This window comes from Vibrio diazotrophicus (assembly GCF_038452265.1).
Lineage (GTDB): Bacteria > Pseudomonadota > Gammaproteobacteria > Enterobacterales > Vibrionaceae > Vibrio > Vibrio diazotrophicus.
Window position 1 is genome coordinate 249,958 of the sequence record NZ_CP151843.1, and the last position, 14,332, is coordinate 264,289.

The 14,332-nt window shown below is 42.2% G+C and carries 14 protein-coding genes; 10 read left to right on the forward strand and 4 right to left on the reverse strand.

Annotated elements, in window-relative coordinates; all coding sequences use genetic code 11:
- The first annotated feature begins 143 nt into the window (after nt 1-143).
- Entirely contained in the window at nt 144-2,504 is a 2,361-nt protein-coding gene (locus tag AAGA51_RS16475; RefSeq protein WP_042481149.1) for a Lon protease family protein, read from the forward strand.
- 76 nt (nt 2,505-2,580) lie between these two features.
- Here AAGA51_RS16475 and AAGA51_RS16480 read toward each other — a convergent pair whose 3' ends face one another.
- Nucleotides 2,581-3,237, reverse strand: a complete 657-nt coding sequence (locus AAGA51_RS16480) for a DsbA family oxidoreductase (protein WP_042481146.1) — start codon at nt 3,235-3,237, stop codon at nt 2,581-2,583.
- A 312-nt stretch (nt 3,238-3,549) separates the two neighbouring features.
- On the opposite strand from AAGA51_RS16480, the gene AAGA51_RS16485 reads away from it, so the two are divergent.
- The 4 genes from AAGA51_RS16485 to AAGA51_RS16500 all read left to right on the forward strand — a co-directional run bounded on the left by AAGA51_RS16485 (nt 3,550) and on the right by AAGA51_RS16500 (nt 8,894).
- The gene (locus AAGA51_RS16485; RefSeq protein ID WP_042481140.1) at nt 3,550-4,902 is read left to right on the forward strand and encodes an alpha-amylase family protein; all 1,353 of its coding nucleotides are present in this window, start codon (nt 3,550-3,552) and stop codon (nt 4,900-4,902) included.
- A 285-nt stretch (nt 4,903-5,187) separates the two neighbouring features.
- Nucleotides 5,188-6,141 carry a DUF4382 domain-containing protein gene (locus tag AAGA51_RS16490; RefSeq protein ID WP_042481137.1) on the forward strand — a complete coding sequence of 318 codons (954 nt, stop codon included), beginning with the start codon at nt 5,188-5,190 and terminating at the stop codon, nt 6,139-6,141.
- Between the two features lie 507 nt (nt 6,142-6,648).
- Nucleotides 6,649-7,881 (forward strand): peptidase T, encoded by a 1,233-nt coding sequence (gene pepT / locus AAGA51_RS16495; protein WP_042481586.1) that lies wholly within the window; start codon nt 6,649-6,651, stop codon nt 7,879-7,881.
- A 149-nt stretch (nt 7,882-8,030) separates the two neighbouring features.
- Nucleotides 8,031-8,894, forward strand: a complete 864-nt coding sequence (locus AAGA51_RS16500; RefSeq protein ID WP_042481135.1) for a mechanosensitive ion channel family protein — start codon at nt 8,031-8,033, stop codon at nt 8,892-8,894.
- A gap of 61 nt (nt 8,895-8,955) precedes the next feature.
- Here AAGA51_RS16500 and AAGA51_RS16505 read toward each other — a convergent pair whose 3' ends face one another.
- Together AAGA51_RS16505 and AAGA51_RS16510 are read right to left on the reverse strand one after the other, a co-directional pair.
- Complete coding sequence (locus AAGA51_RS16505) at nt 8,956-9,498, reverse strand: YaeQ family protein (RefSeq protein ID WP_042481132.1); 543 nt, start codon at nt 9,496-9,498, stop codon at nt 8,956-8,958.
- 71 nt (nt 9,499-9,569) lie between these two features.
- Nucleotides 9,570-9,779, reverse strand: coding sequence for a cold-shock protein (locus AAGA51_RS16510; protein ID WP_042481129.1), 210 nt, complete (start codon nt 9,777-9,779; stop codon nt 9,570-9,572).
- Nucleotides 9,780-10,137: 358 nt separating this feature from the next.
- On the opposite strand from AAGA51_RS16510, the gene AAGA51_RS16515 reads away from it, so the two are divergent.
- Nucleotides 10,138-10,341: an alternative ribosome-rescue factor A gene (locus AAGA51_RS16515; protein ID WP_042481127.1), complete on the forward strand. Its 204-nt coding sequence runs from the start codon at nt 10,138-10,140 to the stop codon at nt 10,339-10,341.
- A 50-nt stretch (nt 10,342-10,391) separates the two neighbouring features.
- Here AAGA51_RS16515 and AAGA51_RS16520 read toward each other — a convergent pair whose 3' ends face one another.
- Nucleotides 10,392-11,555: a threonine/serine exporter family protein gene (locus tag AAGA51_RS16520; protein ID WP_042481583.1), complete on the reverse strand. Its 1,164-nt coding sequence runs from the start codon at nt 11,553-11,555 to the stop codon at nt 10,392-10,394.
- A 468-nt stretch (nt 11,556-12,023) separates the two neighbouring features.
- On the opposite strand from AAGA51_RS16520, the gene AAGA51_RS16525 reads away from it, so the two are divergent.
- From AAGA51_RS16525 to AAGA51_RS16540, 4 genes are all read left to right on the forward strand, one after another.
- The gene (locus AAGA51_RS16525) at nt 12,024-12,392 is read left to right on the forward strand and encodes a hypothetical protein (RefSeq protein WP_042481125.1); all 369 of its coding nucleotides are present in this window, start codon (nt 12,024-12,026) and stop codon (nt 12,390-12,392) included.
- Between the two features lie 149 nt (nt 12,393-12,541).
- On the forward strand, nt 12,542-12,775 hold the full coding sequence (locus tag AAGA51_RS16530; RefSeq protein WP_042481122.1) for a hypothetical protein: 234 nt from the start codon (nt 12,542-12,544) through the stop codon (nt 12,773-12,775).
- A gap of 101 nt (nt 12,776-12,876) precedes the next feature.
- Nucleotides 12,877-13,881 (forward strand): response regulator, encoded by a 1,005-nt coding sequence (locus AAGA51_RS16535; protein ID WP_042481119.1) that lies wholly within the window; start codon nt 12,877-12,879, stop codon nt 13,879-13,881.
- Nucleotides 13,881-14,327: a PAS domain-containing protein gene (locus AAGA51_RS16540; RefSeq protein ID WP_042481116.1), complete on the forward strand. Its 447-nt coding sequence runs from the start codon at nt 13,881-13,883 to the stop codon at nt 14,325-14,327. The genes AAGA51_RS16535 and AAGA51_RS16540 overlap by 1 nt, the downstream gene beginning before the upstream one ends.
- Nucleotides 14,328-14,332: the final 5 nt, after the last annotated feature.

Genomic DNA, 14,332 nt, shown 5'->3' on the forward strand with positions numbered 1-14,332 from the left:
ATGATTATCAATGATAAAAATTAACGATTTTGCTTAATATTTGTCCGCTTGCATGTTAAGAGGGGCTAAATCACTAAAAAGTCAAAGCTTTACGGCTAAACTTGATATACAAAAGAAGAATATAAAACCAAAGGAGTGGAGCTATGGCTATTCAACAACTGAACGCAGAACAGCTTTACCACGTAGCAAAGCTAGAACAATTGCCTTGCAAATCCACCAAAGAACTTCCCCCACTTGACGAAATCGTTGGTCAAGAACGTGCGCAAAAAGCGGTAGAGTTTGCCATGTCGATCAAAGAGAAGGGCTACAACATCTACGCGATTGGCCGCAATGGTTTAGGCAAACGCACTATGATCATGCGTTATCTCAGTCGCCATAAATACGAGACAGATAACCTGTATGACTGGTGTTATGTCGCAAACTTCGATGACATCCGTACTCCAAGAGTATTAAAGCTACCACGTGGTGTTGGCAGCGCGTTTCGTCAAGACATTGAAAAGCTAATGACCAAGCTAATGAACGGTATGCCGTTAGCTTTTGATAATGAGCTATACATTGGTCGTGCTGAAAAGCTGAAAAATCAGCTCGATCAAAAGCAGCAAAGCGAACTGGAAAACATCACGAAAGATGCCAAAGAAAAAGGCATCAGCTTAACTATTACCAACCAAGGTGAATACCAGTTTGTTGCTTTGAATGGTGAAGAGCTGCACACCGAAGAATCTTTCGATGCGCTAACCAAAAAAGAACAAGAACATTTTAGCCAGACGATTGATGAACTCGAAGTTGCGTTACGTAATATGGTACGTCACTTAACTGAGTGGGAAGAGTCGTACACGGAAAAAATTAAAAAGCTTAATGATGACGTGACGCTTGATGTCGTTGCTCATTTCATTAAGCAGTTAAAACAAGATTATTCGCAGTATGCGGAGATCAAAAGCTACCTGACAGACCTGCAAAAAGACATTCTGGAAAACGTAGATATCTTTTTGGAAGGCGCAGGAGAGCAGGGTGATATTGCAACGGCAGCGTTAGATAAGAAACTGCCACGTCGCTATAAAGTGAACGTGCTGGTGAGTCGTTGTTCTGACGATTTCCCTATTGTGGTTGAGGAAAACCCGAACTATCACTCTCTGTTTGGTTATGTGGAAACCGCAACTTATAAAGGCACAGTGTTTACCGATTTCTCATTGATTCGTGCGGGTAGTTTGCATAAGGCAAATGGTGGCGTATTGATGATGGATGCGGTGAAGGTATTGGAACAACCCTACGTTTGGGATGGTCTGAAACGTGCGCTGCGCTCGCGTCAAATCAGTTTCACTTCGTTGGAAAAAGAAGTGACGCTAACGGGTACCGTCTCTCTGGATCCTGAACCTATTCCGCTGGATGTCAAAATCATTCTGTTTGGTGATTACCGCACTTATGAATTGCTTGCTCACTATGATCCAGAGTTTAGCGAGTTGTTCCGTGTTACGGCTGATTTTGAAGATGAGATGAAGCGTACTGATGATACAGAGCTTCACTATGCGCGTTTCATTTCCAGCATTGTGCACGACAGCAGCTTATTACATTGTGACCGTAAGGCCATCGCGAGAATTATTGAACACAGTTCGAGAATGGCAGGCGATCAGTCAAAACTTTCTCTTCATTCGGCTCATATTGCTAACTTACTGCGTGAATCAAACTACGTTGCGAAGCAGGCGAACTCGAACATGATTCGCCAAAGTCATGTAGAAGAGGCTCTGAGTAATCAGCAAATGCGCGTCAATCGTTTGCAAGAGAGTGTGATGGAAACTTTCTCCAACGGCACAACACTTATTCAGACCGAAGGCTCAGCGGTGGGGCAGGTGAATGCTTTATCTGTTCTGGCTACCAAAGATCATATGTTTGGCGCGCCAAACCGTATCACAGCGACAACGTCTTACGGTGAGGGTGACATCATTGATATTGAACGCAGCGTCGATCTAGGGGGAAGTATTCACTCGAAAGGGGTGATGATTCTTTCTGCTTATCTGAATTCGGTGTTTGGACGTACGGCGCGTGTACCGCTAACCACCACCATCACGTTTGAGCAGTCTTACGGCGGTGTTGATGGTGACAGTGCAAGTATGGCGGAGTTCTGTGCGATCGTTTCGGCGTTTTCCAAGCAGCCAAATCGACAAGATATTGCGATTACTGGCTCTATGAACCAGTTTGGTGAATCTCAACCTATCGGTGGAGTGAACGAGAAAATTGAGGGCTTCTTTGATGTGTGTTGCATCAAGGGGAGAAGTCATTCTCAAGGGGTGATCATTCCTCAGGCTAACAAGCACAACTTGATGTTAAGACCTGATATTGTCAGAGCCGTAGAAAAAGGCGAATTCAATATCTGGGCGATAAGCCATGTTTCTGAAGCGATTGAAATTTTCACGGGTAAAAAAGTCGGTATCGCGACAGAAGATGGTAGCTACCCGGTGGACAGCATATACGGTTTGGCTCAGGCCAAATTGAATGCGTTAAGAAAGTAACTGCGTAAGTAAATGAAACAATACATAAAGGCCTTCAGTAGAAGGCCTTTTCTATATTTTTTCCGAGTCATATTAATTAATGAATTGATGCCATGTTATTCGAGATGCTTTTTAATAGTTCAACCAGTCGCTCTGTGGATTGAGCGCCGGAGACGAGATGTTTCTGATCGATAATAATGGCGGGGACGGCATGGATACCAGCCTGAAGCCATTGTTGCTCAGTATTCGCGACTGCTTTCGCCCATGAATCATCATGTAATACTTCTAGGCATTCTGCTTCATTTAGCCCTGCATCAACGGCGATTTGTATTAACACATTCTCGTCATCAATTTTCTTTTCATGGCGGAAATACGCTTCGAACAATGCAAGCTCAAGCTCATTTTGTTTGTGATGTTGATTAGCCCACATTAATAGCTGATGTGCTTTTCGCGTGTTGTAGATTCGCATCTCTTCATAGAAATTGAAATGGAATCCCACTTCGGCTCCTAGCTGAGTCAGTGTATTTCTGGCTTCAATGCTCGCTTCTTTAGTCGTGCCATATTTGCGAGCAAGATGATCGCGAAGGTTTTCTCCACCTTCAGGCATGGTTGGGTTGAGTTCGAACGGATGCCAGTGTATTTCTGCCTGAATCTCATTCGATACCAGTTTCAAAGCCGCTTGCAGGCGCTTATATCCAATAATGCACCAAGGGCAGACTACATCAGAGACGATATCGATTCTTAGGGACCGCATATAATCCTCCATAGTGAGCAAAATGATCACTTATTAATGACATCAAATCCTGATGTCTCGTAAATGAAAACAACGTTGCACAGCCTAGTTAAGTATAGGCGTCTATACTGTGATGAGGTTAAGGATAACCCAACCCAGCTTAAATATGTCAATCTACGCCTTCAATCTCCACCGTTATTTAGCATTAAGAGGTGGATTTCAAATAGGTTGAATATTTTATACTCGGTTATATATCAGGGCTGTTAGCCCTAGCAAGCCGCGCATTCATTTTTAGTTTTCATTCGGCTTGTAGAGTAACAAGGAGTATTTACAATGAGTCTTCATCAGCCAACTGACGTTATTTTGCACGCATTTGACTGGCCTTACGCCCTCGTATCTGAACGAGCTTCAGCAATATTCGAAGCAGGGTATAAAGCCGTATTGATTTCCCCTCCAATGAAATCCGCGAAAAGCGACCACGGTACAGAGTGGTGGCAACGCTACCAACCTCAAGATTACAGAGTCATCGACAATCAACTCGGTGATACCCAATCATTTAAAGATATGACCAATGCTTTGAAAGCTTTTGGGGTACATGTCTACGCCGATGTGGTATTCAACCACATGGCCAATGAATCGAAAAAACGCCTCGATCTTCAATACCCGAGTGAAGAGGATATGAAGCACTATCAAAAATCTTCTCGCTATTATCAGAAACAAGTGTTGTTTGGTGATTTGTCTGAACCTTTGTTCAAAGAAGAAGACTTTGTTGAAGCCTTTGGTATCAAAGATTGGAAAGACAAATGGCAAGTGCAAAATGGGCGTATTACGGGCGGTCCACATGATCAAGGGCTACCAACCCTAAGAGATTGTCCGCATGTGATAGAAATGCAGCAAACCTATCTTAAGGCACTGAAAACATTGGGTGTGAAAGGATTTAGAATTGATGCAGCTAAGCACATGTCTATTGAGCATCTGAAAAAAGTCTGGAGTGATGAGATCACCAGAGATGTGCATATTTTCGGTGAAATTATTACCGATGGCGGTGCAACCAAAGAAGAATATAAGTTGTTCTTAGAGCCGTATTTAGCCGAAACCCAACTCGGTGCTTACGATTTTCCTTTATTTCAGACCGTGTTCAACGCACTACAAAAATCGGGCAGTTTGAAAACACTCATAGATCCTTACTGTTTTGGTGAAGCGCTTTCGAAGGAACGAGCCATTACCTTTACTGTGACCCATGACATCCCGAACAATGATGTATTCAAGAACTTAGTAATGGATGAAGCTTTAGAAAGCTTGGCGTATAGCTATATTTTGGGGCGTGATGGCGGTGTGCCGTTGATTTACACCGATCTGGATACCAGCCACATCAAAAACAAATCGGGTCAGCCTCGTTGGGTCAACGCATGGAACGATCCAAAAATCATCGCACAAATTGAGTTCCACAACCGGATGCACGGGTTGCCTATGGTGATGATTGAAGCCAGTGATGACTTACTGGTGTTCAGTCGTGGCGAGAAAGGAATTGTTATTATCAATAAATCTGCAAGGCCACAGACAGTAGAGCTTAACTGGAATCACGCACTACGGGATTTGTTAAGCGAACAAGTGTTCTCCAGTACTGGTACGAAAGTTGTAGTCGAAGCGGCTCCTCTATCTAGCTATATGCTTTGCAAGCAGTGATCAAAAACTGACTACCCCTCCAAAAAATAAAGACAAAAAAATGCCGCATTCAGACTGGATGCGGCAAAACTATTTAAGCTAGCAGTAGTTTAATAGGGGGGTAACTTACTTAACATGAAAAAGTACCCAGTCATCATGCATCCACTCAGTTAAATGTATGCTTGGTTTCTGCCAGCGTTATGTCAGGATTCATGCGGTTGAAATTTTTCTGACATTCAACATATTTGACTAATTTAGTCTTTCGTTTCTAAACCATAGTTCATAAGAATATAAAAGGTAGTGGAAATGAAAGTCTTGCCAATATTGCTCTTAACGGCTCCTGCTCTGATACTCTCAGGTTGCGGAGGCGATGATTCGGGCTCAACACAAACGTCTAATGTTTCGTTTTCAGTTTCAGATGCTCCGGTAGATGAAGCCAGTTCTGTCACCATAGGCTTTACGCAAGTTGAATTGGTGAAAAGTGATGGTCAATCCATTTTCTTGGAAGTCGAGCCTTCAACACCAAGTCATGATTATGAACAGATAGATCTGTTGGACTATCAGGGACAAGATTCGGCTTTAGTCATTACCCAAAAGCCGATTCCAGTAGGTACCTACAAGAATCTGATTCTTCATATCAGTAACGAATCGGGCGTTAACTTTGTGGTCGATGCGGATGGTACCCAAGATCTTAAGCAGCCGAGTAACAAATTGAAACTTGGTGGATTTGAGGTTACGGCAGATGAAACTCAAGCTTTTACCATCGAGTTTGATTTACGCCAATCGCTGGTTATGCGTGGCAATACAGGTTCGAACAAAGGCTACATTCTTAAGCCTCACGGCGTAACTATTCTAAATGACAAAGAAGCGGCAAACCTGACGGTTACGGTAAACTCTAGCTTGTACGCAAACATCGAAGGGTGTCCTACGACAGCGGATAATGCATTTGTTTACTTATATCAAGGTACTGAAGGAACCTTGGTTGATTTAGTTGACCCGACAGATATCGACTACACAGAAGGCACCGCCTTACCTAGTGATGCACTCAAACCGTTTGCGACTGCGAACGTAAGTGATGTTGACGGCACATACAAGTTTGGCTATTTGCCAACAGGCGATTACACTGCCGCGTTTGTTTGCAATGGTAGTGCGGATGACCCGATTCAGTATGATCAACTGACTATTCCGAAGCCTTCTACTTTGGTTACAACGATTTCTTTGTCTGCTGGAAGTAATTCGCTTGATATGAGCAGTAACTAAACTTTTATTTACTTACGGCGACCAAAAAAATCCCCAGTTGAGCATACTGGGGATTTTTATTTTTTGAGCCTTAATGTTTTTTATGAAACCTCGTAAGAAGTTTGACGTTGTCAGCATTAAATATTTTCTAGGGGGGAAAATAAAGGAGACATGGATAAACTTAGCTGCACAAAACTTAAACAGCAAAGTTGTGAATGATTTTCTTTTAACCTTTTTAGTGGTTTGTGATGTTAATTCCAACTAGATGTAGTGAATGAAACAGAGCATTTATTTATGACACGCCTATTATGCTCAACATCCTTTCCTCCGTACTCCATCAATTTCCCTGTCTGGGCTTATCTTCGCGCCTGTACCGCTTAAGTTACCAAAAACTGATTTACAGCAATTCTTACTTTCAAATAAGACGTACTATGGAATGCAATAAGCTGCGTATCACTTAATGCTGGGATACGCGTTGCAGCATAGAGCTTTCTGTTGCTGCCTAATGAATTCAAAGCGGAACTTGTTATGGAAAATCTTATTCAACGTTTTTTAAGTTATGTTACTTACGATACCCAATCAAAACCCAAGAACCATCACTGCCCAAGTTCTGCGGGGCAGAAAGTGTTTGCCCAAGCACTTTATGAAGAATTGCTTGAGCTAGGCTTAAGTGAGGTCTCCATTGACAACCATAGTTATGTGATGGCGAAACTGAAATCAAACGTCGATTACCCAGTTCCGGCTATTGGTTTTATTGCTCACATGGATACAGCGCCTGATGCATCGGGTAAACATGTGGTTCCACAGATTGTAGAAAACTACCAAGGTGGAGATATTGCTTTGGGCAAAGGCGATGAAGTCCTTTCTCCTATTCAGTATCCAGAACTGCATCAACTGCATGGTAAAAATCTGATCACTACCGATGGCAACACGCTTTTAGGTGCAGATAATAAGGCGGGTATTGCTGAAATTATAACGGCAGTCGAAATGCTGCTTGCTGATCCATCTATTCCCCATGGTGATATCTGTATTGCTTTTACGCCGGATGAAGAAATCGGTCGTGGTGCGAACCATTTTGATGTGGAAAAATTTGGTGCCGAGTGGGCCTATACCATTGATGGTGGTCCTGTCGGTGAGCTGGAATACGAGAACTTTCATGCGGCAACTGCAGAAGTGACATGTCATGGTGTGAGTGTCCACCCTGGCACTGCTAAAGGCAAAATGGTGAATGCCATGCATATTGCCTCACGCTTCGTAGTTATGATGCCAGAACAAGAAACCCCACAGAATACCGAAGGATATGAAGGTTTTTACCATCTGTCTTCGGCATCAATGGGTATCGCCAAATCTCAACTGAACTACATCCTTCGTGACTTTGAACGAGAGGGTTTAGCTGCTCGCAAAGCTTTCATGCAACAAAAAGTGGATGAACTGAACAAACAGCTATTAAAAGGCAGCGTTGAACTGGTGATTCACGACAGTTACGCCAACATGAAAGAGATGGTTGAACCACACCCGCATATTATCGAGTTGGCAAAAATCTCGATGGAACATTGCGGTGTTGAACCTCTGATTAAACCGATTCGCGGTGGTACAGATGGAGCCCGTCTTTCTTTTATGGGATTACCTTGCCCGAACATCTTCACGGGTGGTTATAACTTCCACGGCATCCATGAGTTTATAACTATTGAGGGGATGGAACAGGCGGTTAGTGTGATCGTGACCTTAGCTGAGAAAACTGCACGGCATTATAAACAATAAACTGCTTTATCAACAATTTCGGTCGGTTATACTTAGCTGAGCGTTGGCAATGATGTGTTTGCCAACGCTTTTTTTATATCAATACCGACAGAACTTAGTCGTCATAGGTATTTCAGTAAGTTGATCGGTTGTTTGCAGTAGGAAGAATTATGGAAAAATTTAATGCGGTGGTAGATTTTCTATTCGCGCACAAAATGTTGTTATCCACGCTAATTTTGGTTGTTGTATGGCTGGTGCGCCGAGTAGTTCTTTCATACATCCGTGGTGATGTTGCATTTATTACAGAGAAACAACGTAAATGGATGTCGCGTACAAAAAACGGCGCATTTACCATTATCGTGCTTCTGTTGTTCATGCTTTGGCAATCAGAGATCAGTGAGTTTGCACTCTCTGTAACGGCTATTGCTGTTGCTATCGTTGTCGCATCAAAAGAAATCATCCTGTGTTTTACAGGTTCTATTCAACGCGCGAGCTCTCGCTCATTCCGCATTGGAGATTGGATTGAAGTGGGTTCAATCAGTGGCGAAGTGATTGAACACAATATGATGGCAACGGTTATTCAAGAGATAGCGTTGCAAAAATCCCATTACCACTACACGGGTAAAACGGCGACGTTACCAAACAGTATGTTCTTTCTTTATCCGGTAAAGAACTTGAACTTTATGAAACGCTATGTGTTTCATGACATCACCATTGTGGTGCCAGAGTTCGTCAATCTTTTCCCTTTGATTCCACAAATACATGAACGTATCGAGGTTCACTTTGCTCACTTTATGGATGTTGCAAGACGCTATAACGCTGTTATCGAGAAACATGCGGGCGTTGACTTGCCTGGTGCTGATCCGCATGTGGAAATCACCAGTACTGCGGCAGGTGAGCAAGTCGTACATATCAAAATTTTCTGTCCAACAGAACGCGCTACCTATTTGGAGCAGTTGATAAGAAAAGACTTTATGGAACTCTATGAGCAGAAATATCCAAGAGTACCCGTGGAAATGATGGCGCAAGCTTGATTCCAAAAGCGATTGCTAAAAAGGTCTGTTTATACAGACCTTTTTCTATTTTAGGGCAGAATTATTCAGGAAGGTTTTGTAAAACTTCAAAGGCGATTTCATGACTTCCCATATCGCCTTCAACGAATAGAGATTGCCCTGTAATCATCACGGAAAGATCGACCGTTCTTACTGGTGATGCAGAGATAAGATTGATGGCTTCTGGATCGAAGCGTACCACCTCAACAGGAAGGTAGCCGAATTTACCTTTGTGTTGATTCCACCAAATGTCAGAACGTACTTGATAAGTATAAACTTTCACCACATCTGCAATGCGCGTGGCTTTTTTTACTCGGTCCACGTCTGGCTCGCCTAGCTCAATCCACACTTCTGAACGACCTTCTAGATTTTGTTGCCAGATATCAGGTTCAGCGGTTGTTGATATGCCCTTAGTGAACTGCAAATCAGGATGCGCATTTAAACAAAATGCCATGATTCTAGCCATCATGCGTTCATTGGTTTCGGAAGGGTGTAAAGCAACGGTTAAGTTTAACGAGTCGTAGTAGTCACGATTTAGGTCAGTTAAGGCAATTCGAAATTTATAGATAGTTGGTTTAAGGGCCATGAGGAGTTTTTCTCGTAAAAACTAAATAGCCAGCATTACGCTGGCTATTAAACAAGTATGTAGCAATAAAATTAGATAACTTTAATGCTTTCAGCTTGTGGGCCTTTTTGACCTTGAGTTACAACGAACTCAACTTTTTGGCCTTCAGCTAGAGTGCGGAAGCCTTCGCTTTGAATTGCACTGAAGTGAGCGAAAACGTCAGGACCGTTTTCTTGCTTGATGAAACCAAAACCTTTTGTTTCGTTGAACCATTTAACGGTACCAGTAACAGGTGTAGACATATTTCTTTTCCTAAAATTTTTACTTTAAAGCCGATTAGGGCGCTGATAGCGTGGAAAAATAGATTGCTATTGCGTACGACACGACGGGGGAGTTACAAGTAATCCAACGAAACAATGTGTATACAAAGAACTTCTTTCTAGCTAATGACGAGTCTAGGCAATTGAATTGACTTGTCAATCGGATCTTGAGGTCAGTCGAATCAGTGAAACAAGTTTCAACCAATTTTTTGCACTAAACACCATTTCTTAGCGATTTAAGTGAGGTTGAATAACTTTTTGATTGTTATCGATTCGGCGATTTTATTGACACTTTCAATATTGAGTGCAGAATACGCATAACTTTTAAAAGGAGAGTGAGATGAGTAAATCAATCAAAAAATCTCTACCAAACGAAGTTGTTGATACTGAATTTGGTCGAGGTGTTATTAAAGACAACGCATTAAAAGCGGTAGTAACCAGTCAATTATTTAGACAAAGAGTAGAGAAAGCGAAAAAAGGTAAAGGAAGTTTCAATCGCAAAATGAAACATAAGGGTAAAGAGCCCTATTCAAAAGCTGCTTAATTGCTGTTTTCGAATAGGGCTCTTTCATTACATATTTAATTAAAAAGCGGTTACCTGTCTATTTGCGGTGAATAGATTGAGTAAGCGGTAATTTGTCCTGCAACAATCGCAGAGAACATAAACAGCGCCGACAAACCTATACTCGGAATTGGCAATATAGACTGCTCAAATACCGACTGACTGGCGCTGATCAACACGCGACTTCCCGGTACCAAAATAATGATACCTTGGACAATATATATCGAACCCGTTAGCTCCATTTTCTTTGCCAGCCACGTTCCATATAGCGTAATCAGCACAGTCGTTATCCAAGTGCCGACAACCCAACCAGCGTCAAAGCCTAGATAAAATGGCCCCCACATACCTAATACTGCAACGGGTAAACCAAGCAGGATATCTTTTGGTCTTGCATTGAAAATAACACCGATTGAAACAGAAAGAAGAAACAGGCCAAAGATGTGCAGCAACATCGGCACTTCGTTCTTGTAGGTTGCTGCAACTGCTTGCCCCCAAATGGCTTCACCAATGTTCAGGCCGATCACAATACCCACAAATAGCTTAATCAGAGTTAACGCACTCTGCCCGAGTAAACTGGTGCCGGAAACTAAGTCATTAAAGGCTAAACACTCAAGCGAGTTAGCAATAGACAAACCGGGCACAAATAAGATCACTGCAGCGACACATAACGCCCAGACAGGAATGGGCAAGCCAGTGCTAGCTAAAAACGCAACAAATATGCCTGTAAGCATTGAGGCAAGAAATTCTGCTGCAATCGCTCTTCTTGAATGACAGATCAGTTGGCTTAACCAAACCACAAGCCCTAAAACTACTGATATAGAGACAGCTTCGAGAGTACTACCCACCAGCATTAAATACGCTGGTGGAATGCCCATGTTAGCTAGAGCAATAATCCATTTTGAATAACCAACAGGCTCTGGCAGAGGTTCACTGCTTGGTTGGTTGATTCGAATGATGGTGTTTGCCAACAGGCTTAGGTTAATCGATGCGGGTTTATGACGCTTCATTACCACAGCGTTGTTGTCGTCAGGAAATTGGTAATTGATGGCCGTAGGTGTCGCTTGGATCATTACATCGACACCGTGCTTTTTTGCGTAATATTGGGTGTATTTTTCTACTTTGTACGGTGCACATCCACTACGGTGTAGCGTGTCGCCAATTTCTACAATTTTGTTAATTCTGTGTTGAGACAACATGGTTTTTGAAGGCTGAAATGAAATTGGCGTAAAGGTATCAGAGCGTTGTCTAATTGGCGAGAGGTTAGTGATTGTTACCAACAAAAATATAGCGTTTTTTAATTTTAGTGCGTCTTTTATTGATTTGGCTTATGAACGATTGACATTTTCTGTCTGAATTAAGTTGTAAATACAAAATCTCTCTATTTAGTTACATTTTGTAATACTTTTTTTGAAAATATTTACGGTTAAACAAATGTTAATAAATAAGTCTTTTATAATCCGTTTTCTCGCAAATTCTGGCTCTTATCTTTGTAAGTAAATGTGACAATTTAACGCATATTTAACATACCAACAGGTTGTTTAATAAGTATAAGTTTTGTTGATTTTTCAACCTTGAAATAAATAAAAGATGAGCGAAAATGACTGAAAAGTTAATTTCCAAAATTGAAAGGATTCATTGCTGTCACTTAAAGAGGTAGGCATGTTATGAAACTATTATTGATATTAATGACGTCGCTTTCTGCTGGTGTCGCTTCTGCAGCCCATATTCATTCTTTCCTTTTAGGTATGTCTGTCGCTGCTCTGGCTGTAGGTAGCTGTTATTGGTTTGCCTTCAGAAGTACTCGTGTACCTGAACTGGCCGTTTTCTTATTGGTTTGTGGTTTGCTAGCTAAGTTAACGGTTACCGTTATTGGTGTCATGTGGGGGCTATCAGCGCAACTTATTACGTCTCCTCTCGTGTTTGCACTGTCGTATTTATTCTTCTCTATTACCGTAACCTACTTGTGGTTTAGCTACCGAGAAAGCATTACAGAGTTACCAAAGAAAGTTCGTAACCGTATGGCGCATTTGTAAAAGTGCACTAGATTCTGCATAATAGATTAGATTTTTCTAAGGGGGCCAGTCGGCCCCCTTTTTGCTGCGTGTTGTACGACTATAGTCCTAAAGTGTCCTGTTGTTTTTCCTTATATACTTATTTGCAAATGATGTATGAAGGAAATTTTATGGATATTGCACTGTTTTGGATTGAAAAAAGTATCTTAGTCGCGGGTATCATCTTTGTTCTCACCAGCATTACGCAATACGGCCGACGCAGCCATGACTGGAAAGGCATCATCACTATGTTCTATAAGCGCGTTCCTATGTCGATTTCCGAATATAAATGGTACCGAATAGGCGTAGCCCTACTGGTATGTTCCGTTCTATTACGTATTATTGCGCTTACTCTTTGGCCGTAATCTCTAAATTAATCAATAACTAGTCATCTATTTTTAGCCTTAATCACATTTTTAGGTATACACTTTAGAGAGTCTTATCAAATTAAAGGGAAGGTGATGATATGTCGTTTCCTGTACTCATCTGTGATGATTCAGCTCTTGCTCGAAAGCAGATGGCGCGTTCCCTACCTGCGGCTCTGAATGCAAATATTACCTTTGCTGAGCATGGGCTAGATGCGTTGCAGATCCTGCAACAGCAAACATTCAACCTGATGTTCCTTGACCTGACAATGCCTGAGCTGGATGGCTTTGGTACGTTAGAGGAAATGAAGAGTAGAGGTATCTCTACTCCTGTCGTGGTGGTGTCGGGCGATATTCAGCCTAAAGCGAAAGAACGTGTAATGGCTTTGGGGGCGAAAGCCTTTATTCAAAAGCCAATAGATATCAATGTTCTTAAAGACGTACTAAAAAACCTCGTCGAGCCAGTCTCGGTTCCTAAAATAGTCACTCCGGTTTCACTTGAATTACCCGTGCTTCGCAGGCGTGATATTTATATGGAAGTAGCCAACGTGGCTATTGGTCGTGCTGCGGATGCACTTGCAAGGCACTTTGACGTGTTTGTTCGTCTGCCTTTACCGAATGTGAACATCTTTGAAGTTACTGAACTGCATATGGCACTTCGCGATCTTGCGGATAATGCGCACGTGTCCGGAGTATGCCAAGGATTTAGTGGTGAGGGCATCGCAGGTGAAGCTTTAGTGCTTCTCAGTGATACCAGTGTTTCTGATTTGAAAAAGCTGATGAAAGTGCCCGCAGAGAGTGAAGATCTCGAAGAGTTGGAACTGCTAATGGATGTGTCCAATATCCTAGTGGGTTCATTTCTTAATGGGCTAGGAGAACAGGCGGAAGTTCGCTTTTTCCAAAGCTCGCCAGTCCTACTTGGTCAGCACATTACGATTGATTCTGTGATCAGCTCAACGGCGGGATCGTTCAGCAAAACAATGACGTTTGAGGTCAGCTATACCATAGAAGACACTTCGATTCGATGTGACCTGCTATTTATGTTTGTCGACGAATCATTGCCTTTGCTCGACAGCAAACTTGCCTACTTGATGGAGGATTTCTAATGTTGTCTCTTCCAGCAGAATTTGAACAGTTTCATTGGATGGTCGACATGGTACAAAACGTCGACATGGGATTAATTGTGATCGATCGTGATTACAATGTTCAGGTGTGGAATGGTTTTATGACACACCATAGTGGCAAAATGGCTCAGGAAGTGATCGGGAAGTCTTTGTTCGAGGTATTCCCTGAGATTCCGCAAGAGTGGTTTCGTCTTAAAACTAAACCTGTTTACGATCTAGGTTGCCGAAGCTTCATTACATGGCAGCAACGTCCGTATTTATTTAAGTGTCGCAATGTTCGACCTGTGACACAGCAAGCGGATTTTATGTATCAAAACATAACGTTAAACCCAATGCGTACGCCGACGGGTGCGATAAATTCACTGTTTCTTTCTATTCAAGATACAACCGCAGAAGCGCTTGTGGTTTTAAAAGCACACCAGAGTTGAGCGAG